The following is a 24,608-nucleotide window of genomic DNA, read 5'->3' as shown; positions in this document are numbered from 1 at the left end:
GTGCCGCACAGCGGCTGATCGGAGTCCGTGGCCGTCCGCGTCAGGTGGGCGTTCAGGAGTCCCAGACGACGTCGCGCAGCTTCAGCCGCTGCGCGGTGGCTGAGCACTCACCGCACCGCTTGGTGATCGACCGCGTTCTCGGAACCCGGTCGTTCGGAGTCGGCAACGGCAGCGTCACCGCCGCACCGCGTGCCGTCTTGATCGTGCTGTTCACGCGGTGTGTGCCCGGTGGCGCGGTGACCACGTGCCGTGCCCTGCTGCCGCGCGGCACCACCCAGAACGCGGTCGACGGAGAAGCGAGCGCTTCGGCACCAGCTCCGTTCGCACGAGTCGGCGCTGTGCCGACGCTCGGGCGCCCCAGCTCTGCTGCGGCGAATGGATCAATCCTTGCCCCCATGCCCGGCCCTTCAGTCGCAAGTTCGATTCGCAATGTCGTCACGATAGCGTCGCAAGTTCGATCCGACAATGCGATCGAACGGGTGGTGTTGACGTGTCGGGCACGGCTCGCTGCGCTCGGCTGCTGATCGGGATGGGAGAATGATCGGCATGCCAACCCCGACGGTCAGGCGTCTGCAGCTCGGCAACGAGTTGCGGCACCTTCGCGAACGCGCAGGTCTAGAGCTCGCTGATGCCGGCGAAGTCATCGAGCGCACCTGGGCGACGGTGAGCAAGCTCGAGAACGGCATCACCGGTATCCGGCAGAAGCCGCTGCGGGAGTTGGTCGAGCACTACGCCGAGGTGATCGGTACGGGTGCTGACGGAGCTCCGGCTGACGGTGGAGAGCCGATCGATCCGGACGCGTTCTGCGAGCTGAACAAGGGCGCGGAGAACCGGGGCCGCTGGCGCGGCTACCGCTCGGCGCATCCTGCGCACTTCCGCATGGCGGTAGATCTCGAGACCGACGCGCAGTCGATGAACATCTACCAAACCGAGGTGATCCACGGTCTGCTGCAGACCGAGGAGTACATGCGGTCGATGTTCGAGAACGTTCGCTACGGGGACGTCGAGACCGAGAACCGCATCAAGGCGAGGCTTGAGCGGCAAGCGGTTCTGCACAAGCAAGACGCGGAGTTGACCGCGGTCTTGTCGGAGTCGGCGCTACGTCGCATGTACGGGAGCAGGGAGGTGATGGCCAGGCAGATGCGGCATCTCGCCGACGCCGCCGAGCTGCCGTCGGTGCACCTGCACGTGCTGCCGTTCGCGGCGATCCCGTCGCTGGCGTCGTCGTTCCCGTTCGTCCACTTCCGCGTGCCCTCGGTCAGCACGAACGCTCCGCCGCTGGAGTTCGTCTACGTCGAGCAGTTCAGCAACGGGGACTATCTCGACGGAAGCACCCATGTGAGTGCCTACAATCGGTTGTGGCAGGGGTTGCTCGGGGCGGCACTTGATCCGGTGGAGTCGAGGGCCTTCGTCCTCCGGGTGGCCGACGAGTTCGACTGATCCACCCCGAAGGAGCAGGCCATGCCCCCCACCGAGAGGTTCACCGGCTGGCGCAAGGCCACCGCGAGCGAACCCAACGGCAGCTGTGTCGAGGTCGCGACGGTTCCGGGGGTCACGGGCGTCCGGGACAGCAAGCTCGGCGAGGCGAGCCCGGTGTTGCCGTTCGCCGTCGCCAGCTGGACTTCGTTCCTGCGCAAGGTCAAAGACGGCGCCTTCGACCGCTGAGCGCAGCGATGGAGAACGCCCATCCGGAGCTTCCCGCCGGATGGGCGTTCTCATGTTCCCGACACGCCTCGGGGAGATCTCACGCCTCGGCGCCGCTACACGTTGAGCTTGGGCAGGTATTGGCGCTGCTGCGTAGGGATGTTCGCGAAGCGCCTCGTGCTGGTCGAGGTGATCGTTACTCTGTCGTCTCGAATGGATCTATCGCGGGAGGGGGATCGGGTGGCCCTGGACGGGGTGGGATTCCACGTCGAGCTGGGTGTCCTGGACGCGGCGGCTGGGTCGATCAGAGCGGCGGTGCGGGAACAGGATGGTCGTGAGCTCGGCGAGCTTCCCGGGGCTGCTGACGAGTACGGCGACGACGTTTTGGCCACTGCGATGAGCGAGTTCTGCGAGCACTGGAGCTCGGCGATCGACGACCTTGTCGCCGAGGGTGACGAGATGGCTGAAGCGTTGGCCGCGTCGGCTGCGTCGTATCGGGAAGCCGACGCGGCCGCGGTCGAGGTGTTGCGTCAGGACCCGGCGGTGGACGCGGTCGATGGCTGAGCTCGGTGAGACCACTCAGCCGCGCCTGCTGGTCCCGGGGTCGCCGGAGTCGATCGACGCGCAGGTGCGGGTGCTGGCTCGGCGGGCTGGTGAGGCCGTGGATGTCGCGGTCGCGCTTCGGGCGATCGATACCGGTGCGTGGGTGGGGAAAGCCGCTGAGGCGTTCCGCGCGCGGTTCGAGTACGAGCCGACGAAGTGGTACGACGCGGGCGATGCCCTGGAGACCGCCGCTCAGGTCCTCGACGTCCACGCGGGCGTGCTGCGCTACGCCCAGGGACAGGCCGCGGAGGCGATCGCGCTGTGGACCCGGGGCCAGCAGCAGACCGCTCGTGCTCGTGCCGCGCAGGAAGCCGCGCCGGCGTCGCCGGGCGAGGGGGCTTTTCAGGATCCCGGTGCTGCGACACGGGAAGCTGCACGGCAGATGCTGGCCCGGGCGCGCGAACAGCTGGAGCAGGTCGCGGCGGAGACGGCGCTGGCACTGCGCAGCTGCATCCCCGAAGAAGCCGAGAGCACCGTCTCCCAGATCGCCCACGGCGTCCTCGACGTCGCGGGTCTGGTCCCGGGGATCGGTGAAATCGCCGATCTGACCAATGCGGCGTGGTACGCCGCCCAGGGCAAGGGTCTCGAAGCGAAGCAGGCCTGTCGGCTGCGGCCGCGGTGCCGTTCCTCGGATGGGCTGCCGGAACGGGGAAGATCACCAAGGCCGTCGGCGAAGCCGCCGAGGCGGCCAAGGCCGCCGGGCACCTGCCCGCCCAGTTCGGCCGCGCGGTCCGCAAGGACTATCGCAAGACGTTCTTCGAGAACCATCCCGAGCTCGAAGGGAAGGTCGTCGTCCACCACGCGGTCGAGCAGGCATCGTCACGGCGTTACCCCGAAGCGGACCTGTCGATGGCCGAGATGCACTCGTACGACAACCTCCGCGGGATCCCGAAAGAAGAGAACAATTCACTGCACCTCTCAGAGATTCGCCACGAGTGGGACGAGTTCTACGAGCAGCATCCGACAGCGACGAAGGAGCAGTTGTTAGACTTTGCCACGCACGTTGACAACAAGTACGGGCATCGATTCACTCCACCGATGAGGTGACATGGCATTCCACAAGATCCGCGGCAACGCGGCAGGAGACCTCGGCGAGAACGTTGTGCTCGACACCTCTGTGCACCCGCCCGGAGTGGAACACCTGCACTTCGCCATCGACGCTTGGGCCGGCGCGGATCTCATCGGCCGGTTCCCGGTACTACTGGTGACCCGGCGGCTCGCGGACGCTCTCGAATCTTCCGGACTCGCAGCGTTCGAGCTTCGTGACGCGGAGATCACGTTCGAGCCCGAGGCCGATGAAGTGCGTGCGGAGCAGGGCATCGACGCTTTCCCGGAGTTTCAGTGGCTGGTCGTGACCGGGACGGCCGGACAGGATGATCTCGGCGTGACCGAACTGGCCCGGTTGGTCGTGTCCGACCGTGCCTTGGACGTGCTGCGGCAGTTCAATCTAGAGGGATGCAAGATCGAGAACTACCAGGACTGACCTGGCCGGTAAGGTAAAAGTTCCGATGGTGTTCCGGTTCGCGGTGGTCGCGGTGGTCAGCCACGAAATTGCCGTCCGCTACGAGACGCCGTTCACGCCGCTCAACCACTTCTCGCCGTAGAATGTCGACGACGACGGAAATTCCGTCGATTTCGACGCCGAGGCCGTCGATGACCAGCCCTGGTTGGAGATCGAAGCGCCCGTCGACGGGCTCTTCAGCCCTGAGCGGTTCTTTAGGGGGCGTGCACCTGCGTGAAGATCACCTGTACGTGGTGCTTCGGTTCAGGTTGGCCAGGTTCGAGCCGATGAAGTTCCCGATGGGTATGGAGCGTGAGGGAAGGGCGCAGTGCGTCGGCTCGCAGCACAAGTGTCGGCGGTGCAGCGCTGGAAACGGCCACGTCTGTTCACGGCGGCTACCGGTATGAGCGCGCCCCACGACGAAGCCGTCCCCGTGAGCGAGAGGGATCAACGGGCCTCGGCGGCGTCGCGGAAGCAGACGTTGGTGCTCATCGATGTCGAGAACGTGATCGGCGGCAAGGCTCCGCGGGACGACGTCATCCGTGCCCGGGTGAGTGCGCTACTCGCGGCGGTTCCGGGGGCGTCGGCGGTGGCGTTCTTCGCACGCCACGGTGATGCCGAAGACGAGAGGATGAGCAGGACCTTCCGCGATCTCGGCGTCACCACGGTTTTGGTGGACCGGGAACCTGACGCTGCGGACAACGCCATCCTCGCGCATGCCCGCACGTTGTCCGACCGCGGGCACGAGCGGTTCGTCGTCGCCTCCGCGGACGGAGCATTGGCGCGCATCGCGGATCTCGGTGCGTTGCGCGTGCTGGCCTGGAAGCACCAGCCGGTCGCCCGGCAGCTCCGCTCTGCCGCAACCGAGATCACCCTGCTCGATCGACCCGAAGCTGTGGCTTCGCCGAGGAAGCCATCGAATTCGGTGGCCTCGGATTCCCCAACCCGATCGTCGTCGCGGGGCTGGGTGTTGTGGCGTCGGCGCGCCCGGCGTCGGAGAGCGAAAGCGTTGCTGCCTGCGGGAACACCGAATCCACGCCGAGCGGTGTTCTGGGAGATTTTCGCGAACTGGCGGTACGGCGTTGAAGTCTGTTCGGTCTACTTCTCCTATTCGGCGGCAGCCCAGCTGATCCCCTCGACCGTTGGTCCGCTCATGATGGTGCTGCTCGTCGGTATGGGTGGTGCGGCTTTCCTGGGCTTCGTGATCGGGCGTTGGCGGCAACTCTGCGCGCGTGCCGAGCGCACCGTCGCGGTCATGCTGTGGAAGAGCCTGCTGGCGTGCTGCGCGGCCCAAGAGTCGCCGAGCTCGGCCGGGCTGCACCGTGCCCAGCGCCTGGCCGAGTCCGCCGCGCTCGTCGCCGAGAAAGACCTGGCGCGAGGAGGACGAGTCCTACGGCCGCACGAACAGGTGCTGGCCGGCCGGGTGGCTCGGCATGTGCGCACGGTGCTGCTGACCGACGCCACGCGCCCGCTCGCCGAACAGCTCCAGACGCTGGAACGCGAGCTGGTCCCGGTCACCACGTGCTTTCTGAACCGCAACTGGACCGCGGCGGCCTGCTTCGACACCGCACCCACTGCCGAATCGGCCGACGAGGAATCGGAATCACCTGCCCGGCTCCGACGGCGCCGCTACCTGCGGCGCGGTACCGGAGTGGGAGCCTTGGCCGCGGTCATCGCGCTGTCGTGGAGCAGCCAGCACGGCGAAGCGCTGTGGTCGCTGTCCGGACTGGCCGTGCTGGCGTTGGCAGCCACAGCTGCTTCGGCGTTCCACGAACCGCGCGAGGCGCTTTCGACGCTCCTTGGACGAAACTGATCTACATCGCTGACCCGCTGGCTGGCGGCAATCAGCAGAGGACTCGCGTCGCACGGCATTGCCTCGCTAAGACATCGGCAACCTCCGCGGCGCACCGCATGGGAGGAGCTTTGCCCGGGGTTTCCCTGACCGGCGGACGCTAGGAGGTAACAGGGTGCCTACAGGAGCTCTGTGCGGAGCGCAACGGCAGCGATATCACCGGTCTCGAGTCCAGGGCAGCTTCTCCTTCTGTCGTGCCCTGTTGTGAAGTTCTCGGGACCGCCAGGTTCGTTGTGGATCAAGCCTCGGACTGCCTCACTCGTCTGCCTGCTGGTCGACCGCCGCCTCGTAGAAGGCGTCTGCGAGTGCCACGATGACGGCGCTGATGCCGGGGCCGTCGCTGAAGAAGTAGTCGGCCATGGTGTTGTGGGCTTCCTGGTTCTCGACGACGGTTTCGGTGACCGCCGCCTGGAAGTCCTGTGATTCCATGAACTGCTTCTTCGAGTTCACCTTGGTTTGGTTGATCAACTCTGGGCGTGCGAGGAGTTGCTGTACGAGTCCCTGCACGAACTCCCGGATCTGGGACTGGGAGAACGACTCAGCGCCGAAGAGGTCGTTCATGGTGTTGATGACGACTTGAAGTGCAACGTACTTGGGTTCTTTCCGGGTTCCAGTACCTGCGGCGCTGATGCCCTTGAGTTCGCCGTCACCGGTCAGCGAGATGTCGACCGCGGTGGCCTTCGTGTGCTTGACCCCCACGAGGACCACGTCGGAGAGGTCGACTTCTGCGGCCCAGGAGGAGTCGGCGATGACTTTCTCCAGGAGTCGAAGGAAGATCGACAACATCTCCATGTATGGGTCGCCGTAGTCGACGATCTGGCTCATGAAGTCGTAGAGCCGGACGAGGGTGGAGACGTCCTTGCGGAACAGGTCGAGAGTGTTGAGGGTGACCTTGTCCTCGGCCTCCATCGCAGCGGCGTAGCGGCGGGCGAATTCGTTCTTGGCCGGGCTGATCGCAGCCGAGAGCGCGCTGTTGCCCTTGCGCTCCACCCAAAGCCGGGCAACCTCACGGACTTGCTCAGGCGTGTAGATTCCAGCCTGGTCGAGTTTGGTGGCGAGGTGGAAGACGACGTACGGGTCGGTCTCGGTCTCCAACGAGGCGTTGGTGAAGTACGGCTCGAACGCGGCCCGGATGTCCTCGGGCTTGTTCACGAAGTCGATGACGAACGTCTTGCGCTTCTGCTCCCCGCCTGCGGTGCGGTGGGTGCGGTTGAGCCGCGAGAGCGTCTGCACGGCAGTGATCCCGGAGAGCTTCTTGTCGACGTACATCGCCGAGAGCAGGGGTTGGTCGAAGCCTGTCTGGTACTTGTCGGCGACCAACATGATCTTGTACGTCGAGCCTTTGAACGCGGCGGCCAAGTCTGAGCCGGCGCCGGGGTTGAGGTTGGCTTCGGTGAACTCGTCGTCCTTGCTCGGCTGCGGACCCCAGTCGGTGACCCATTCCTCGTCGTCGGCCATCGTCACCGCGCCGGAAAAGGCGACCAGGGTGCGGTAGTGGTACGAGACGTCCTCGGCGGCCCGCTTGGCGATGTAGGCGTCGATCGCCTTCTTGTACTTCACCGCGGCCTTGCGCGAGTCGGTCACGACCATCGCCTTCGCCCGGCCTTCCAGCAGGTGGGCAACGTTGGCGTGGAAGTGCTCGACGATGATCCGCACCTTCTGGCTGATGTTGGTCGGGTGCAGCTTCACCCACCGCATCAGCCCCTTGCGTGCGGCGGACTCCTCCACTTCCTCGTCGCCATCGCCGCTCTCAGCTTGACCTGCGATCTTCAGTGCGGTGTCGTAGGTCTGATAGCCCCTGAGCACGTCGAGGATGTAGCCCTCTTCGATCGCCTGCCGCATCGAGTAGAGATGGAACTCGACCGGTTTCCCATCCAGGCCCTTGCGGCCGAAGAGCTCCAGCGTCTTGTTCTTCGGCGTCGCGGTGAACGCGAAGTAGGAGATGTTCGGCGAGTCCGCCCGCTCGGTCATCTCCGAGGCCAAGATCGTCTCGACGTCGACCGCACCGCCCTGCTCGATCTCCTCAGCCTCCTCGGCGGTCAGCACCGCCTTGAGCTTGGAGGAGATCTGGCCCGACTGCGAGGAGTGCGCCTCGTCCGCGATCACCGCGAACCGTTTGCCCTTCAGGCCCTTGTTCGCTCGGATCTCGTCGAGCGCGAACGGGAAGGTCTGCACTGTCACCGCGATGATCAGCTCACCGTTTTTCAACGCGGTCGCCAGCAGCCCGGACTTCGACTTCGCCCCCGCCTTGCGGACGTCCTCGGGGCTGATCGTGGTGACGATCTTCCCTGATCCGTCGATCTGCCGGATCGCTTCCTGGAGCTGCCCGTCGAGCACAGTGCGGTCCACGACCACGATCACCGAGTCGAAAACCTTCTTGTCGTCTACGTGCAGCCGCGCCAGCCTGTGCGCGGTCCAGGCGATGGTGTTGGTCTTCCCGGACCCCGCCGAGTGCTCGATCAGATAGCGATGCCCCACACCTTCCTCGCGCACCGCGGCCACGATGTTCGTCACCGCCTCCCACTGGTGAAACCGCGGGAAAAGCATGTGTGTACGTCGTACCGAGGTACCGGTGGTGACGTCCCACTCCTCCTTGGTCTCCACGATCATCAGCCGACCGATGATGTTGAGCCAGGCATGCTTCTCCCACACCCGCTCCCACAAGTACGCCGTCGCCGACCGCCCATCCGCGGCGGGAGGGTTCCCCGCGCCACTGTCACGGCCCATGTTGAACGGCAGAAAGTGCGTCTTCTCGCCTTCCAGCTTGGTGGTCATCGCGGCCAAGTCGTTGGACACCGCGAAGTGCACCAGCGCCCGATGCCCGAACGACAGCAACGGCTCCGGCCGCCCATTGGTCATCGGGTTGCGGTCCTTGCGGTACTGGTTGATCGCCTCATCGACGGACTGGGTGAAGTCGGTCTTCAACTCGACGGTGGCGACCGGGAGTCCGTTGACGAAGAACACCAGGTCGATGCTGCGCCGGTCAGCAGTGGAGAAATGCACCTGCCGCATCACCCGCACCCGCATCGCCGCGTACTGCTCATTGGTGGTCGCGTTCAGGCTGGTCTCGGGGCGGAACTGCGCCATCTTCAACCGGCCACCACCGATGTACTGGACCCCGTTGCGCAAGATGTTCAACATCCCACCGCCGTGTTCGAGGGGCTTGTCGAGCGCAGTAACCAGTACGTCGAGGAACTTCGCTTCCGACCCCGCCGCCCGCAGAGCCTTTGCGTACGGCGCTTGCTGGGTTTCCTGCAACCAGGAGAACAGGTCCTCGGGGAAAAGCGCCCGTTCCCGGTCGTACTGGGTGTCATCGGGAGAGAGGAGCCACCCGTGGACCCTCAGGTACTCGCAGATCTCGGACTCGAAGACAACCTCGTTGTGCTCGGCCATCACGCCGCCTCTCGCACGTCGATCTGCCCCGTCACCGCTGCCGTTATCAGCGCTGACCTACGTTCATGAGCAAGTTCGATGAACCGCTCCGTTTCGTCGACGAGTGTGTCGATTTTTGCGGTCTGTTCATCCAGGTAAGCGGCGATGCTCTTCTGCTCGGTGGGCGGCGGGAAGGGCATCTTGAACTTCCGGACCTGCCACTCGCTCACATGTGGCACGCTCACGCCCGTGAATAATGGATACAAGTAGTTGAAGAATGCGTCGGTCGACATCACGTAACGCATGTAACCGCGCCCAGCCTTGTCGTTGGATCGTATTCGCATTACGCGCTGGAGCAGCAGTGCTGGCAGGTCATCGTCCGATATCGCTGCAACGCGTACCCCACCTCCCACGAATGGGCGGTCCATGCCGAATACCAGATCTCCGGTTTCGAGGTCGAACTCACTCGGAACTGGTGCCGCCTCCATGTCCCAGTAGACGGTGTCGGTCCAGTTGACCCTGCCGGGTTTCACGTTCACCCCTCGAAGCAGGCGGACGTGATCCTCATTGGCGCTGAATCCATCGCTCGGAAACGCATAGCCAGCCAAAGTGTCACTCGCGAATCCGATTTGAACGACTCGCCAATGGGACGGTACCGGAGGAAGCCACAGCTCGGCGTTGCTCTTTGTGGGATAGCTCGCAAGTCCCGAGAAAACGGCTCGCTCGACAACAGCCTTCCGGCGCTCGCGGAGCATCTTGATCAAGCGTTGCTGCTCCTCGATGAGTGTGTCGATGCGGGCGGTCTCGCGGTCGAGGTAGTCGGCGATGGCGCGCTGCTCAGGAAGCGGTGGCCTCTGGAACCAGATGTCACCGACCTGCCTGGCGTTGAGATTCGATTGGGTGTTGCTCCGGACATCCCGGAGCAAATCGTCCCGCATGTCAAGGAGTACGTACCGAAGGAACCGCGAGTCGACCTTGTCGGGATCCGGCGTGATCCCGAGGAGGGCCTGATTCCAAGTGGCGCTGATATTGAGGAACGCCACCTCGCCGACACTCGCATACATCGCGAATAGCAGGGTGCCCGGCTGACCGTTGGGCATGCTCCGAGACTCGAGGGCATCCGAGGACAGCGACTTTGCCGTGGCTGAGACGTACTCGCGGCGGCTCATATCGGCGATGGAAACGAAAGGAGTTCCGCTCGGATTATCACCCTCAAGCCAGAATCCGTCCTCCTCTGTAGAGGGCGTGGCGCCGGCGACCATGACCGTGTCCCATTTGATTCGCCCGCGCTCCCAATAGGAAGGCACTGCGGTCATCCTTCGACCTCCCGCAGCAGGTCGAGGATTTTCGCGACCTGTTTTTCCAGGTCGGCGTCGATCTCGGAGAGAGGGCGGGGTGGAACGTACTTGTAGAAATGGCGGGTGAAGGGGATTTCGTATCCGGTTTTGACTTTGGTCCAGTCGATCCAGGCGTCGGGTACGTGCGGTTTCACTTCCGCGTCGAAGTACGATTGGACGACTTCGCGCTTGCCTGCGGTGCCCGAGGTCGAGTCACTATAGGTGAACGGAACGTTCTCGGTATCGCGTTTCTTGGTGTCCGGTTTGGGCTTGCCCTTGCGGTCGATGACCGGCTTGCCGTTTTCGTCCACCTGCGGCCGTTCGACGGTGATGGTCCAGTACCCGAACTCGTCGTTGCGCAGCACCTTGGAGTGGTCCGGGTCGGCGTCGGTGAACTCGTTGTACAGCTTGACTACCTCGTTGCGGTCGGCCTCGCTGAGTTCGCGGTTCTTGGCGCCAAGGCTCTTGCGCATCTTGGTCCAAAACGAGGTGCCGTCGATGAGCTGGACCACGCCCGTGCGGTCGGGGTGTTTGGTGTTGTCGAGGATCCAGATGTAGGTGGCGATGCCGGTGTTGAAGAACATGTTCGTCGGGAGTGCGACGATTGCATCGACGAGGTCGTTCTCCAGTAGCCATTTGCGGATGTTGGAGGGGCCGGATTCGGCGGCGCCGTTGAACAGCGGGGAGCCGTTCATCACGATCCCGGCTCGGCCGCCGCCGTCTTCGGGTGCTCGCATCTTGTGCACCAGGTGGAGCAGGAAGAGCATCTGCCCGTCCGAGGTCGACGGGAGTCCTGGGGCGAACCGGCCGTAGGGGCCTGCTTCGTCGCGTTCCTTCGTGACGGCCTTCGCGTACTGTTTCCAGTCGACGCCGTAGGGCGGGTTGGACATGCAGAAGTCGAACTGGCGGCCTGCGAACGCATCGTCGGTGAGCGTGTTGCCGAAGGCGATGTTGGTCGCGTCGTGGCCCTTGGCCAGCAGGTCGGACTTGCAGATCGCGTACGACTGTGGGTTGTACTCCTGCCCGAACAGGCTCAGGCGCGCGTCGGGGTTGTGTGCGAGCAGATGTTCTTCGGCCAAGGCGAGCATGCCGCCGGTGCCCGCGGTGGGGTCGTACAGGGTGCGGACGATGTCCGCTTCGGTCAGGTCGGCGTCTTTCTCGGCGAAGAGCAGGTCGACCAGCAGGCGGATCGCGTCGCGCGGGGTGAAGTGGTCGCCTGAGGTTTCGTTCGCGGCCTCGTTGAACTTGCGGATGATGTACTCGAACGCATCGCCCATGTCGGCGTTGGAGACGACGTCCGGGTGCAGGTCGACGGCCTTAAAGGACGTGACGACCTCGCGCAGGAGCCCTGCCTTCTCCAAGGCGAGGATCTCCTTCTTGAAGTCGAAGTACTCGAACACGTCAACATCGGAGGAGAACCGGTCGATGTAGTCGACCAGGTTGTCGGCCAGCCCGTCAGCATCCTCGAGGAGGTTGGCGAAGGAGTAGTTCGAGGTGTTGTAGAACGGCCTGCCGGTCGCCTTCTTGACCTCGACCTTGAGCCGGGTCGGGTTCTCGTACTTCGCCGCCAGCTCCCGGACCTTCTCCCGGTCCGGCTCGAGGATGCAGTCAAGGCGCCGCAGGATCGTGAGCGGGAGGACCACGTTGCCGTACTGGTTGGGGCGGTAGGGGCCCCGAAGCTGGTCGGCGATCGACCAGATGAAACTACCGAGGGTGCTCACAAGGCTCCTTACGAACGATCACTCGACGACGGACCCGGACGCTCAGCGCGAGCCCGTACGCACCATCCCATCAGGCGGTGCGCGGTCTCCAGCGACTGGTACGTCACAAGAACATCATTCCGTATCACGACACGGTGCGTACCAACAACCACATCTCGGAAGGACGGGCGCGGCATGTCACCCTGCACGGACGGTTTCTTCGGCGACGGTTGGTTCGGCGTCCGTCGGCCGTGTCAAGAGTCCTTCCTCGAGACAGCCCGAGGGATGACTCGAAGCCCAAGCGGTCGCATGAATCAGCCACGCGGCCGTGCTTCCGCGCTCGGGCGCTCCTTCGTCGATCCGAACCGCGACGCCGGTCGATCGACAGATCATCAAAGACCAGGTGCCTGCCTGTTCCCGGTGAGCCGAATGCCGGGCTGGGAGGCAAGGTTTGGGAGGCAAGGTTTGGGAGGAAATTGGGAGGCGCCAAGTACGCCGGACCGCGCCGAACGGGTTCGGGTGACTCCGAACGGCACCGTCCTGACCTGCTGGAGTCGTGTTTGTGCAGGTCAGGACGGTGCCGAGGGCTACCTTGACACGGTAGAGGTCGCTCGAGTTCGTTGGCCGACCGAATCGGTGGTCCTGCGGGCCGACGCGTTCGTTCTTGTGCGGGTGGCCTGACGGGAACCACTTCCACGTGCGCGGGGCCGACCCGGCGCCCGGCTGTAGAGGGCCCGCGGTGTGGGAGCCATTCCTGCGTGCGCGGGGGCCGACCGCCCGCGATGCTACGAGAGGCGCCCAGGGCGGTTGGCTGCGCCGCGCCGCGGCTTGGGTACGGCAGCAGAGTGCGGGAGGGGGTCATGGTCCGCTCGGTCGGACGATGCACGGGCAGTGGGTGTCTCGGCAGACTCTCGGGCATGACCGACATGTTCTGCTGGCAGCCCCCTGAGCCGCGGGAGTTGCCCACGCTGCGCGAGAGGATGGCCGCGCAAATGCGGTCGCCGTTGGAACAGCGGATGCTCGTCGATCTCCTTACCACCGGGCAGGGCACGCTGTCGCCGAATACGGGTGATCGCGGACGCGACGCTGCGATCATGTTGCGGGAGGAACACGATCGGCTTCGTGGTGCGCAGCTGTTTTACGTTTCTGCGGAGATGACGCGGCTCGCGCAGGCCGCGGCACGGTCGTTGACTGCTGCCTCGACCCATCCCGATGATCTACCGGCGGCGGCGGGGTTCATGGTGTTCGCCGAACCGTTCGCCGTCTATGAGCCGGATCGGATCCCGAGTGGGGAGCAGACCGAGCAGTGCGTGATTGTGGCGGTCTCCTGGGGGCCGAACGGTGCGCTGCGGGCCGATCAGGGAATGTGGCTGACGTTCTGGTCGGCGACCGATTACGACGCTGAAACCCGCTACGTCCAGCGCCAGCTCGGCTGTTCCGAGGAGGAGGCGACGCAGATGGTGCGGCGGGCTCGCGCCCCGTTGACGTGGGACAACGAAGCGGTCTGTCACTACGGTGCGACCACCCTGGGGCTGCTGTCGAATGCCACGCCCGGCCGCGCCGGGTGGACCGAGGAGCTGGAGGCTGGACCGTCGTGGGAGCAGATGTCGGGCACGACCGCGGCGTGGACGCTGATCGTGCGCTCGGCATGGCTGCTGATGACCCAGGACGGCATCACCGACACCACCGACGAACCCATGCCGCGCCAGCAACGACGACGCGCCGAGAGGGAGGGCTACAACGCCGCACCGGTGCGGGTCGTGCATCTGCGGCATCGGGAGAACAGCCCGACCGCCGCCGAACCGGGGGAGCGTGCTTATCACGTGCGCTGGGTGGTGCGCGGGCACTGGCGAAACCAGTGGTACCCGAGCCGCGGCGAGCACCGCCCGGTCTGGATCAACCCGCACATCAAGGGCCCCGCGGGTAGCCCGCTGCATGAGACCACCACCGTGCACATGCTCGACTGAACCCTGCACCCGCTGTGTGGAAACGGCGTTTCCAACCGAGGGCGGCTTGCAGGGGGCGCTGTGTCGGAGCGTCGTTGCCGTTCCTGCGCGCGGGCCGCAGCTTACGACCTCGTGCGGGGTGGTGACGAATGTGCGCTCTTCTCGCCACTCGATCGGCCAGCCCTGCGAGCGGCATCGCCGGGTCCACCAGGGCGCGCTGCGCGGTGGGCGCGCGGCCGCACGCGTCATCGTGGACGTGCCGCTCGTCGGCGATCCGTTAGGCGACGACCCGGTTGCCGACGAAGCGCTGTGACGTAAGCATCGCCGAGGGAGTCAGCGGGCCGAGCCGGGCGGGGCCCGCTCGCTCGACGTGCACGGGGACCGGCCGGTACCTGGTGCCAGCCTGCTTATCGGGCTGCTTCTCCTGTTCGCGCACGGGTACCTGCTTCTCGATCCTGACTTCGGTGGAGAACCCCTCCCATGTTTCGCGCTCGGTGCGGTGCGGCCGATCGCAGCGAACGGTGTTTCCAGCACAGTCCTGTGCCTCCCGGTGTCGTGCTCCGTGCTCGTGAGCGTGGCCACAAATCGTGTTCGTTGTGGAGCCCGAACGGATCGATGACGACCAGGGTATTTCGCCCTGGAGTTCGCCGCCGGTGTCCGACCCGTACCTGTGCCGGTGGGGTGAACCGTGCTGCGAATTTCGGCCTCGTAGGCGCACGCGAGAGCAGGCGCCGAGCCCTCAAGGTGGGATGGGGAGCGGCGCGGAACACCATCTGGCCGTGCACGTCGTGAGAGGAACGAGCTTAGGTGGAGTAGTGATGTCCGATCAGCAGCCGGGCGCGTCCGATGCGGGAGGCGCCCCATTCGCAGAGCCCCCGGACCGCCGTTCGATCGCCTCCTACACGCGCTACGCAGACGCCGAGCAAGCCGTCGACTACCTGTCCGACCAGGACTTCCCGGTGGAGCGGGTCGCCATCGTGGGGCATGACGTTCAGTTCGTCGAACAGGTCATCGGCAAGCTCAGCTACGGCAGGTCGGCCTTGCACGGAGCCGGTGGCGGCGCGCTGACCGGCGTGCTGATCGGGTGGATCTTCGGGCTCTTCAGCTGGATCCAGCCGCTGCTGGCCAGCTTCACCCTCGCGATCTACGGACTCGTCTTCGGCGCGATCGTCGGGGCCATGATCGGTCTGCTGATGTACGCGGCGCAGGGCGGCAGGCGGGATTTCTCCGCAGTGCAGATCATGCAGCCCACCCGGTACGAGGTCCTCGTCGACGCCGAGGTCGCCGGGGAGGCGAGCAGGCTGCTCCAGCAACACCAGAAACCGCAGGCGAGCGGTGCCGTCGACTGACCACCGCGCCCGCATTCGTTGGCAGGAGAACGTCATGGCCAAAGCAGTCGGTATCGATCTCGGCACCACCAACTCCGTGATCGCCGCTTGGGAGGGCGGTGAACCCTCGGTCATCCCGAACGCCGAGGGCTCGCGGACGACGCCGTCCGTCGTCGCGTTCACCGACTCCGGTGAGCGCCTCGTGGGCCAGCTGGCACGCAGGCAGGCGATCCTCAACCCGAAGGGCACGATTTACTCGGCGAAGCGCTTCATCGGTCGCCGCTTCGAGGAGGTCACCGACGAAATAGACGCGGTCGGCTTCGACGTCGTCGAGGGCGACAACGGTGTCGCGCGCTTCGAAGTCCGGGGCAAGCAGTACGCGCCGGAGGAGATCAGCGCGCAGGTCCTGCGCAAGCTCGCCGACGACGCGGGCAAGTCCCTGGGCGAGAAGGTCACCGAGGCCGTCATCACCGTGCCCGCCTACTTCAACGACGCCCAGCGCACCGCCACCAAGGACGCTGGGCGCATCGCGGGTTTGGAGGTCCTGCGGATCATCAACGAGCCGACCGCAGCTGCACTGGCCTACGGGCTGGACAAGCGTGGGCACGAGACCGTGCTGGTCTTCGACCTCGGTGGCGGTACCTTCGACGTCAGCCTCCTCGACGTGGGCGACGGCGTCGTGGAGGTCCGCTCCACCGCCGGTGATGGCCACCTCGGCGGCGACGATTTCGACCGCAGGCTCGTCGACCACCTCGCCGACGAGTTCCAGCGCGACAACGGCATCGACCTGCGCAACGACCCACAGGCGCTGCAACGGCTCTTCGAGGCTGCGGAGAAGGCCAAGGTCGAGCTCAGCTCGGTGTCGCAGACCCAGGTGAGCCTGCCGTTCATCACCGCCGACGCCGCCGGTCCCAAGCACCTGCAGTCCACGATCATGCGTTCGACATTCGAGCAGCTGACCTCCGACCTGGTCGAGCGGTGCCTGGACCCGGTCAAGCGCGCGATGGGCGATGCCAAGGTCACCGAGAACGACATCGACGAGGTCATCCTGGTCGGCGGTTCCACCCGGATCCCAGTCGTGCAGGCGCTCGTGCGCAAGCTCACCGGGGGCAAAGACCCGAACATGAGCGTGAACCCGGACGAGGTCGTCGCGCTGGGCGCAGCGGTGCAGGCCGGTGTGCTCAAGGGTGACGTCCAGGACGTCCTGCTGCTCGACGTCACACCGCTATCACTCGGGGTGGAGACCCGCGGCGGCGTCATGACCAAGCTCATCGAGCGCAACACCACGATCCCGGCACGGCGCACCGAGGTTTTCTCCACCGCTGAGGACAACCAGTCCGCGGTGGACATCGTAGTGCTGCAGGGCGAACGCGAGCGGGCCGCCGACAACCGGGTGCTCGGCCGGTTTCGGCTGGAGAACATTCGGCCGGCTCCGCGCGGCGAACCGCAGGTCGAGGTCACCTTCGACGTCGATGCCAACGGCATCCTCAGCGTCACCGCGAAGGACAAGGACACCGGCGCCCAGCAGAGCATCACCATCAGCGACAGCTCCAACCTCGACAAGGGCGAGGTGGAGCGGATGGTCTCCGAAGCCGAGCGCAACCGCGACGAGGACCAGCAGCTGCGCGCCGCCGTGGAGACCCGCAACGAACTCGATTCGGCCGCCTACCAGGTGGAGAAGCGGCTGCAGGAGCTCGGCGACGCGGCACCGGTGAACGAGCGGGCTCGGGCCGAGATGCTGGTCAACGAGGCGCGCGAGGCAGTCCGCGACGAGGCGTCGCCGGAGCGGGCCCGGCCGCTGACCGACGACCTGCGCCAGATCTACCAGGGACTGTCAACCTACGGTGCCGGTGCCGGTGCCGCGAGCGCGACCAGCGATGCGACGGGCGGCTCCGAAGAAGGTGGCGGCGATGACGACGTCGTGGACGCCGACTTCGAACGGACGTGAGGCCCGGCATGACAACATCACCGCACGAACACGACACCGAATCCGACGAGCAGGCACAGCAGGCCGAGCAGCCGGAGGAAGCTGAAGCGGTCAGGCCCAACGCCGCCGAGCTGGAGGACCGCCTCCGGCGCGCCTTGGCCGACTTGGACAACGCGCGCAAGCGTCACGTGCGCGAGCTGGGACTGGTGCGCGCCGAGGAGCGAGCGAAAGCCACCGCGGCGTGGCTGCCGGTGCTGGACAACCTCGAACTGGCGCTCGAGCACGCCGAGGCCGACCCCGAGTCCATCGTCGACGGCGTGCGGGCCGTCCGGGACCAGGCGGTGGACCTCCTGGCCCGGCTCGGCTACCCGCGCCAGGAGGAGGTCGGCGTCCCGTTCGACCCGAGCCGCCACGAGGTGGTCGACGTCGTGTCCGACTCCGATGCTGAACCCGGCATCGTCGTCGGCGTCCGGCGTCCCGGCTACGGCGAGCCGGATAACCAGCTGCGGCCCACCGCGGTCAGCGTCACGAGGCAGTCGGGGTGAGCGCCATGGCGCGCGACTACTACGAGGTGCTGGGGGTGTCCCGCGGCGCGAGCCAGGACGAGATCCAGCAGGCCTACCGCAAGCTGGCACGTCGCCACCACCCCGACGTGAACTCCGCCCCGGAGGCCGAGGAGCGGTTCAAGGAGATCAACGAGGCCTACGATGTGCTGTCGGATCCGGACCTCCGCAAGCGCTACGACCGCTTCGGCCCGGACTTCCGGTCCGTTCCGGAAGATTGGGAGGAACGTGTCGGCGCGGGTGCCGGCACCGGCCCTGGAGGCACCTGGCGCACCCGTGGCACTGGTGGGAGCCGGAACGTGCACTTCACCACGGGTGGGGGAGAGGTCGACTTCGAGGACCTGTTCGGCAGTATCTTCGGCGCCCGCGGCGCGGCCGGTCCCATTCCCGGGGCCGACCAGGAAGCCGAGTTGGAGCTGACCGTCGAGGAGGCCTACCGCGGCGGCACCCGCACGATCACGTTGTCCGGCCCCGAGGGAACCAGGGAGTACCGGGTGACCGTGCCGCGCGGCGCCGTCGATGGCCAGCGCATCCGGCTGGCCGGGCAGGGCGGCCGGGGCAGCGGCGATGGCCCCTCCGGTGACCTCTACCTGCGCGTCCGGATCGCCCCGCACCCCCGCTACCGATTGTCGGGTCGCGATATCCACGTCGACCTGCCAGTCACGCCCTGGGAAGCGGCGTTGGGCGCCACCGTCCCGCTCACTACGCCAGGTGGGGAGACGAAGGTGACCGTCCCGGCGGGCTCCTCCAGCGGCCGACGGCTGCGGCTGCGCGGCGAAGGCATGCCCCACCCGCGCGGCACCCCCGGCGATCTCTACGCCGAGCTGCGCGTGATGGTGCCGACGACACCGACCGCACGCGAGCGGGAGCTGTTCGAGCAGCTGGCCACCGAATCCACTTTCGACCCCCGGAGGTGATCATGAGCAATCCGTCTCGGCAACGGGGTCCAGGCGGGCCCGGCTACGCGCTCGCCCGTCCGCACCGGCTCAGCCTGGACACCACCGCAGCACAGGCCGGAATGCACCCCGACCTGGTCCGGCGGTTCGTGGCCCTGAGCCTGCTGGAAGCGTCCTACGACGCCGACGGGACGCCGTGGTTCGTCGAGAGCGCGCCCCTGGTACTCGCCCGTATTCAGCGGCTGCGGGCCGGGCTCTCGCTCAACTACGCAGCGATCGGGCTGGTGCTGGACCTGCTCGACCGAATCGACCGGATGGAAACCGCACTCCGATCCCGCCCCACCGCCCGAGGCGGGACAGGAGGTGATCCACGATGGACATGAACCGGCTGACCCAGAAGTCGCAGGAGGCGCTGCAGGCGGCGCAGACCATCGCGACCGAGCACGGCCACACCGAAGTGGACGGCGAGCACTTGCTGCTGGCGCTACTCGACCAGTCCGAGGGAATCGTGCCGCGCGTGGTCGAACGGGTCGGCGCCGATCCCGGCGTCCTGCGTGACGACGTCGAGAAGGACCTCTCGCAACTGCCCAAGGTCACCGGTCCGGGCGCGCAGCCCGGGCAGGTCTACGTCAGCCAGCGGTCGTCCAGACTGCTCGACGCCGCCGAGCGGGAGTCCAGGCGGCTCAAGGACGAGTACGTTTCGGTGGAGCACCTGCTGCTGGCAATGGCCGAGGAAGGCTCGTCGAGCAGGGCGGGTCGGCGGCTGTCCGAGCACGGCATCACCCGCGAGTCGTTCCTGAACGCGCTGACCGAGATCCGAGGCAGCCAGCGGGTCACCTCAGCCACGCCGGAGAACTCCTACGAAGCTCTGGAGAAGTACGGCCGCGACCTCGTCAACGAGGCCCGCAAGGGCACCCTCGACCCGGTGATCGGCCGTGACGCCGAGATCCGGCGGGTCGTCCAGATCCTGAGCCGCAAGTCGAAGAACAATCCGGTGCTCATCGGTGATCCCGGCGTCGGGAAGACCGCGATCGTGGAGGGCCTGGCGCAGCGCATCGTGCACGGCGACGTGCCGGAAGGGCTGCGGGACAAGACCGTGTTCGCCCTCGACATGGGTGCGCTGGTGGCCGGTGCCAAGTATCGCGGTGAGTTCGAGGAACGGCTCAAGGCCGTGCTCGGCGAGGTGAAGGCCGCCGAGGGCCGCATCCTGTTGTTCGTTGACGAGCTGCACACCGTGGTCGGCGCCGGCGCCGCCGAGGGCGCGATGGACGCGGGCAACATGCTCAAACCGATGCTCGCCCGCGGCGAGCTCCACATGATCGGCGCGACCACGCTAGACGAGTACCGCAAGCGAATCGAGACCGACGCGGCACTGGAACGGCGGTTCCAGATCGTGCTGGTCGACGAACCGTCGGTCGAGGACAGCGTCTCGATCTTGCGGGGGCTGCGGGAACGCCTGGAGGTCTTTCACGGCGTCAAGATCCAGGACGGCGCGCTGGTCGCGGCGGCGACGCTGAGCCACCGCTACATCAGTGACCGGTTCCTGCCCGACAAGGCCATCGACCTCGTCGACGAGGCCTGCGCCCGGCTGCGCACCGAGATCGACTCCATGCCCGCCGAACTCGACGAGCTCACCCGCCGGGTTACGCGGCTGGAGATCGAGGAGGCCGCGCTGTCCAAGGAGACCGATCCGGCCAGCATGTCCAGGCTGGACGAGCTGCGCAAGGAACTTGCCGACCTGCGCACCGAGACCGACGCCAAGCACGCGCAATGGGAGGCCGAGCGGCGCGCGATCCGGCGCGTGCAGGAGCTGCGCCAGGATCTCGAGCAACTGCGCCGCGAGGCCGACGACGCCGAGCGCAACTACGACCTCAACCGCGCAGCCGAGCTGCGCTACGGCCGGATCACCGAGCTGGAGCGCAGGCTCGGGGCCGAGGAAGAGCAGCTTGCTTCCAAGCAGGGCGAGCACCAGCTGTTGCGGGAGGTCGTCACAGCAGAAGAGATCGCTGAGATCGTGGCTGCTTGGACGGGCATCCCCGTCGCCCGGCTCCAAGAGGGCGAGCGGGAGAAACTGCTGCGCCTCGACGAGATCTTGCGGGAGCGGGTCATCGGCCAGGACGAGGCCGTCCAGCTCGTCGCCGACGCGATCATCCGCGCTCGCTCGGGCATCCGCGCCCCCTACAGGCCCATCGGCTCGTTCGTGTTCCTCGGCCCGACCGGTGTCGGCAAGACCGAGCTGGCGAAGACGCTGGCCGCCACCTTGTTCGACACCGAGGAGAACATGGTCCGCCTGGACATGAGTGAGTACCAGGAACGGCACACCGTCAGTCGGCTCATGGGCGCCCCGCCCGGCTACGTCGGCTACGAGGAAGGGGGACAGCTCACCGAGGCGGTGCGGCGCAAGCCGTACTCGGTGGTGCTCTTCGACGAGATCGAGAAAGCGCACCCGGAGGTCTTCAACACCCTGCTGCAAGTGCTCGACGACGGCCGGATCACCGACGCCCAGGGGCGCACCGTCGACTTCCGCAACACCGTCATCATCATGACCTCCAACATCGGATCGGAGTACTTGCTCGACGGCGTCGAGGAGGGCGAGATCAAGCCCGACGCGCGGGAGCGGGTCCTGGACGACCTGCGCCGGCACTTCCGCCCCGAGTTCCTCAACCGGATCGACGACATCGTGCTCTTCCGCCCGCTATCGCTGCCCCAGATCGAGAAGATCGTGCAGCTGCAGTTCGAGGACCTGCGGGCCCGCCTCTCCGAGCGGCGCACCACGCTGCGGGTCACCGAGGAGGCCCGGCGGCTCATCGCCGAGCAGGGATTCGACCCCATTTACGGCGCCCGCCCGCTGCGCCGCTTCATCGCCCACGAAGTGGAGACCAGGATCGGGCGGGCGTTGCTGCGCGGCGACTTCCAGGAAGGCGGCACCGTGGTCGTCTCGGCCCGGGACGGCGAGCTACGAGTGGAGTACGAGGCTGACGCCCTGCACGCGCAAGCCGCCTGAAACCCGCCTGACGAGAACCGGGGAGTCCACTCCGGACCTCCCCGGTTCTCTCGGCCGAACTCCTAGAGCAGGAGGTGGAACAGCTCGAACGCCCGCTCCCACTCCTCGGTCGCCGGGTTCTTCACCGCCGGGTCGACGATCTTGAAGGAGCGGGCGAGCGCCACGCTGATCCCGCCTGCGACCAGCGGCAGTCGCTCCAGCACCTCCTCGCCCAGCTCCACCTCCAGTACCGGCCGGGCGGTGATGTGCTCGAGGAGGGGCTTGACCTCGATCTCCTCCTCCACCTTCTGGAAGGCGTGAACGCACTCCTGCAGACCCTTGGTCACCGGGAGGTCAGCCACGCTCATCACGTCACGACCGTTGGCCTTGGCCGCGTTGCGGCCGATGATGCACAGGTCGTAGATCTTGTCGTTGACGAAGTCGTTGTAGCGCTTGAGGTCGTTCTTGTCGACGTTCAGCCCGGTCGTCGAGCGGAAGAACCGCTGGAACTTGCTCACACCCATGACCGCCATGTCCATCACCTCTCTTCTGGAACGCACGAACAGATCACCGGCTCACACCGAGGCCGGAAACGAGCACGGACCATCCGCGCGTCCCGCGACAGGGCTGCGACGGTCTCGGTGACTCTTTCGGGGTGGTATCCCGCCACCTGACACCTCCGTGCGGGCCTTCCTCTCGGATACCAGGGCCAGGTCGCGGTGGTGGCCTACCAGTCTGCGATGACCACGTTGGCACCCCGGCCCGACGTTCGGTCGAGCATCTCCTCCACGCGCTGGCCACCGGCGTGGTCGTTCTCCGGCCCCGGACCACCCGAGCCCCAGTCCGACACGTCGCTGACCTCGACCTCGGCCGGAGCGCGCGCCAGCACACCTTGGATTCCGAGCAGACCTACCGCGTCCCCGCTGAGCACCGCCAGAGCCGCACTTCGGCCGCGGGTGCAGCAGGTCACCGGGTCGGGTTGGCCGCCCCCGGGCCCGATGTCGAGGACCCGGCCCGCGGTTCCGTGGCCGAGCGCGTGCGGCGACGGCGCATCGGTCAGTCCGATCCACCGGTCGACGATCAGATCTGTAGCGTCCACCTCGACAAGGACGTTTAACGGGTGCGCCACGGCAGGGCCAGGTGCGTCTTCGACCTCTGGCTGCGCACCGCTGCGCCGCAGGCGAACCGCCTTCATTCTGCTACCTCCCGGCAAGGTCGGCAAAGCCCGCCTACCGCTCCGGCGGTGCCGCAGGCCATCCTCGCGCCTGCTGTTCCGGAGCGGCTTCGGCTTGGGGCGGTGAATTCCCGGCCGCTTCTCAACCCGCCAGGGCGATGTGGTCGGTCAGGAGTGCTGGAGCATGAGTTCCTCCAGGTCGATTTCGTGCAGGATCGGGCGCAGGATTTCGTCGTCCAGCCGGTGTTCGTCGCGTATCTGGACCAGTGCCGCCCGCTCAGCGGCGAGCATCTCCGCGCGCAGCCGCCAGTAGACCGCGGACGGACTGTCGCCGAGTTCGTCCGCGCTCCGCCCCAGCCGCTCCCACGCCTGGTGGCGCTGCGCCTGCGGGCGGCACGGCGCAGGTCCTCGGCGATCTCCTCGGGCGGCTGGGTCTCGGCCAGTAGCACCTCCAGCCGTTCGAGGCCCACCCGCGCTGCCTCGCGCAGGGCTTGCGCCTGCACCAGTGCGTCCCCCTCAGGTTCATCCCCGGTGGCCCGCAGCCGACGGATGAGCCAGGGGAGGGTCAGGCCGTGCAGCAGGAGCGTTGCCAGGGTGACGAAGAAGGCCAGGAACATCAGCTCTGCCCGGAACGGGAACGGTGCCCCCGCGACCGTGACGGCCGGGATCGCGAACGCGGCGGTCAGCGAGACGACGCCCCGCATGCCGGACCAGGACACGATGACCGCGTACTGCGACGGCATGGGGTCGTGCCCGCCGAACAGCCGCTCGGGGACGTACATGACCCCGAAGACCCACGCCGCCCGGGCCAGCACGGCCACGGCAGTCAACACGATACCGGCGACGACCAATCGTTCGAGGTCCTGTGAGACCCCGTCCACCACGGTGCGCAGCTGCAGCCCGATGAGCGCGAACACGACCGCTTCCAGCAGCGTGGTCACGGCTCGCCACACCGCTTGGTCCTGCACGCGGGTGGCTGCACTGCCCTGGTGCGAGCGGTGGCTGAGGAACAGCCCCGCGACCACCACCGCCAAGACTCCCGAAGCGTGCGCCTGCTCGGCCACCAGGTAGGTCGCGTACGGCACGAGTAGTCCGACGGCACTTTCCAGCGTCCCGTCCTCGAGAATCAGGCGCGCGGTGCACGACCCAGCCAGCGACGGCACCGATCGCCAGCCCGCCCGCGGCCCCCAGCACGAACACGCCGACACCTTCCAACAGCGAGGAACCGGTCCCCACGGCGGCTGCCACGGCTACCCGGTAGGCGGTGAGCGCGGTGGCGTCGTTGACCAGGCTCTCCCCGTTGAGGACCGTCATGATCCGACGCGGCAGGCCCAGCCTGCGGCCGATCGCCGTGGCGGCGACCGCGTCCGGTGGCGCCACCACCGCGCCGAGCACGAACGCGGCGCTGAGCGGGATCCCCGGCACCGCCCACCACGCCACCGCACCGACGACGGCCGTCGCGAACAGCACGAGTCCGACCGCTAGCAGCGCGATCGGGCGCAGGTGGGCGCGGATGCCGACGTAGGAGCTGCTCAGCGCGGCCGAGTACAGCAGGGGCGGTAGGACCAACACCAGCATCACATCGGGGTCCAGCCGGTAGTCCGGCAGTCCCGGGACGAACGACGCCACCAGCCCGGCCAGGACCAGGGCCATCGGCTCGGAAAGTCTGAACCGCCGGGCCAGGGCAGTGATGCTCAGCGCCCCGATCGCCAGCGCTATCAGCTCGGGCAGCTCGGGCATGATGACCTCCACGGGAGTCCGGGGCGCGAGGACCGCTCAGCG

The 24,608-nt window shown here is 66.8% G+C and carries 21 protein-coding genes and 2 pseudogenes; 15 read left to right on the top strand and 8 right to left on the bottom strand.

What is annotated here, in order from left to right; translation table 11 throughout:
• Positions 1 to 52: 52 nt before the first annotated feature.
• Positions 53 to 214, bottom strand: a complete 162-nt coding sequence (locus tag LCD35_RS20345) for a hypothetical protein (protein WP_224960775.1) — start codon at positions 212 to 214, stop codon at positions 53 to 55.
• A 323-nt stretch (positions 215 to 537) separates the two neighbouring features.
• On the opposite strand from LCD35_RS20345, the gene LCD35_RS20340 reads away from it, so the two are divergent.
• The 7 genes and pseudogenes from LCD35_RS20340 to LCD35_RS20315 all read left to right on the top strand — a co-directional run bounded on the left by LCD35_RS20340 (position 538) and on the right by LCD35_RS20315 (position 5,561).
• A complete protein-coding gene (locus tag LCD35_RS20340; protein ID WP_224960776.1) occupies positions 538 to 1,440 on the top strand; it encodes a helix-turn-helix transcriptional regulator in 903 nt (300 codons plus the stop codon).
• Positions 1,441 to 1,461: 21 nt separating this feature from the next.
• On the top strand, positions 1,462 to 1,665 hold the full coding sequence (locus LCD35_RS20335; RefSeq protein WP_224960778.1) for a DUF397 domain-containing protein: 204 nt from the start codon (positions 1,462 to 1,464) through the stop codon (positions 1,663 to 1,665).
• 138 nt (positions 1,666 to 1,803) lie between these two features.
• A complete protein-coding gene (locus LCD35_RS20330; RefSeq protein WP_224960781.1) occupies positions 1,804 to 2,208 on the top strand; it encodes a hypothetical protein in 405 nt (134 codons plus the stop codon).
• Positions 2,201 to 2,635, top strand: a pseudogene (locus LCD35_RS30780) (putative T7SS-secreted protein); the annotation flags it as partial. The gene LCD35_RS20330 and the pseudogene LCD35_RS30780, both read left to right, overlap by 8 nt.
• Before the next feature lie 230 nt (positions 2,636 to 2,865).
• Positions 2,866 to 3,294: a hypothetical protein gene (locus LCD35_RS20325; RefSeq protein ID WP_224960783.1), complete on the top strand. Its 429-nt coding sequence runs from the start codon at positions 2,866 to 2,868 to the stop codon at positions 3,292 to 3,294.
• A 1-nt stretch (position 3,295) separates the two neighbouring features.
• Positions 3,296 to 3,730, top strand: a complete 435-nt coding sequence (locus tag LCD35_RS20320; RefSeq protein WP_224960785.1) for a hypothetical protein — start codon at positions 3,296 to 3,298, stop codon at positions 3,728 to 3,730.
• Between the two features lie 502 nt (positions 3,731 to 4,232).
• Entirely contained in the window at positions 4,233 to 5,561 is a 1,329-nt protein-coding gene (locus LCD35_RS20315; RefSeq protein ID WP_225044667.1) for a hypothetical protein, read from the top strand.
• Positions 5,562 to 5,855: 294 nt separating this feature from the next.
• Here the strand turns inward: LCD35_RS20315 and LCD35_RS20310 are convergent, their stop codons facing one another.
• The 3 genes from LCD35_RS20310 to LCD35_RS20300 are packed head-to-tail and all read right to left on the bottom strand — an operon-like array spanning position 5,856 to position 12,030.
• Complete coding sequence (locus tag LCD35_RS20310) at positions 5,856 to 8,993, bottom strand: type I restriction endonuclease subunit R (RefSeq protein ID WP_225044666.1); 3,138 nt, start codon at positions 8,991 to 8,993, stop codon at positions 5,856 to 5,858.
• Positions 8,993 to 10,288, bottom strand: a complete 1,296-nt coding sequence (locus tag LCD35_RS20305; protein ID WP_225044665.1) for a restriction endonuclease subunit S — start codon at positions 10,286 to 10,288, stop codon at positions 8,993 to 8,995. Before LCD35_RS20305 ends, LCD35_RS20310 begins: the two co-directional genes overlap by 1 nt.
• On the bottom strand, positions 10,285 to 12,030 hold the full coding sequence (locus tag LCD35_RS20300; RefSeq protein WP_225044664.1) for a class I SAM-dependent DNA methyltransferase: 1,746 nt from the start codon (positions 12,028 to 12,030) through the stop codon (positions 10,285 to 10,287). The genes LCD35_RS20305 and LCD35_RS20300 overlap by 4 nt, the downstream gene beginning before the upstream one ends.
• Positions 12,031 to 12,926: 896 nt before the next feature.
• Between LCD35_RS20300 and LCD35_RS20295 the strand changes: the two genes are divergently transcribed.
• The 8 genes from LCD35_RS20295 (at position 12,927) to clpB (ending at position 21,673) form a co-directional block, all read left to right on the top strand.
• The gene (locus tag LCD35_RS20295) at positions 12,927 to 13,976 is read left to right on the top strand and encodes a hypothetical protein (protein WP_225044663.1); all 1,050 of its coding nucleotides are present in this window, start codon (positions 12,927 to 12,929) and stop codon (positions 13,974 to 13,976) included.
• Between the two features lie 118 nt (positions 13,977 to 14,094).
• Entirely contained in the window at positions 14,095 to 14,268 is a 174-nt protein-coding gene (locus LCD35_RS20290; protein WP_225044662.1) for a hypothetical protein, read from the top strand.
• Between the two features lie 505 nt (positions 14,269 to 14,773).
• Positions 14,774 to 15,304, top strand: coding sequence for a general stress protein (locus LCD35_RS20285; RefSeq protein WP_224957893.1), 531 nt, complete (start codon positions 14,774 to 14,776; stop codon positions 15,302 to 15,304).
• Between the two features lie 34 nt (positions 15,305 to 15,338).
• Positions 15,339 to 17,231 (top strand): molecular chaperone DnaK, encoded by a 1,893-nt coding sequence (gene dnaK / locus LCD35_RS20280; RefSeq protein ID WP_225044661.1) that lies wholly within the window; start codon positions 15,339 to 15,341, stop codon positions 17,229 to 17,231.
• Positions 17,232 to 17,239: 8 nt separating this feature from the next.
• Positions 17,240 to 17,755 carry a nucleotide exchange factor GrpE gene (locus LCD35_RS20275; protein ID WP_224957890.1) on the top strand — a complete coding sequence of 172 codons (516 nt, stop codon included), beginning with the start codon at positions 17,240 to 17,242 and terminating at the stop codon, positions 17,753 to 17,755.
• Between the two features lie 5 nt (positions 17,756 to 17,760).
• Positions 17,761 to 18,690, top strand: coding sequence for a DnaJ C-terminal domain-containing protein (locus tag LCD35_RS20270; RefSeq protein WP_224957887.1), 930 nt, complete (start codon positions 17,761 to 17,763; stop codon positions 18,688 to 18,690).
• 2 nt (positions 18,691 to 18,692) lie between these two features.
• Positions 18,693 to 19,052: a chaperone modulator CbpM gene (locus LCD35_RS20265; RefSeq protein ID WP_224957885.1), complete on the top strand. Its 360-nt coding sequence runs from the start codon at positions 18,693 to 18,695 to the stop codon at positions 19,050 to 19,052.
• Positions 19,043 to 21,673, top strand: coding sequence for an ATP-dependent chaperone ClpB (clpB, locus tag LCD35_RS20260; RefSeq protein ID WP_225044660.1), 2,631 nt, complete (start codon positions 19,043 to 19,045; stop codon positions 21,671 to 21,673). Before LCD35_RS20265 ends, clpB begins: the two co-directional genes overlap by 10 nt.
• Before the next feature lie 62 nt (positions 21,674 to 21,735).
• Here clpB and LCD35_RS20255 read toward each other — a convergent pair whose 3' ends face one another.
• The 4 genes and pseudogenes from LCD35_RS20255 to LCD35_RS30060 form a co-directional block, all read right to left on the bottom strand.
• A complete protein-coding gene (locus LCD35_RS20255) occupies positions 21,736 to 22,185 on the bottom strand; it encodes a DUF1931 family protein (protein WP_225044659.1) in 450 nt (149 codons plus the stop codon).
• Between the two features lie 194 nt (positions 22,186 to 22,379).
• A complete protein-coding gene (locus tag LCD35_RS20250; RefSeq protein WP_224967549.1) occupies positions 22,380 to 22,751 on the bottom strand; it encodes a hypothetical protein in 372 nt (123 codons plus the stop codon).
• Between the two features lie 92 nt (positions 22,752 to 22,843).
• Positions 22,844 to 23,989 carry a cation:proton antiporter gene (locus tag LCD35_RS20245; protein ID WP_308016931.1) on the bottom strand — a complete coding sequence of 382 codons (1,146 nt, stop codon included), beginning with the start codon at positions 23,987 to 23,989 and terminating at the stop codon, positions 22,844 to 22,846.
• A 31-nt stretch (positions 23,990 to 24,020) separates the two neighbouring features.
• Positions 24,021 to 24,479 (bottom strand): annotated as a pseudogene (locus LCD35_RS30060) (cation:proton antiporter); the annotation flags it as partial.
• Between the last annotated feature and the right edge of the window lie 129 nt (positions 24,480 to 24,608).

This window comes from Saccharopolyspora sp. 6V (assembly GCF_020176785.1).
Classification (GTDB): Bacteria; Actinomycetota; Actinomycetes; order Mycobacteriales; family Pseudonocardiaceae; genus Saccharopolyspora_C; species Saccharopolyspora_C gregorii.
The sequence above is the reverse complement of the archived record's forward strand: the minus strand, read 5'-3'. Positions and strand labels throughout refer to the sequence as shown.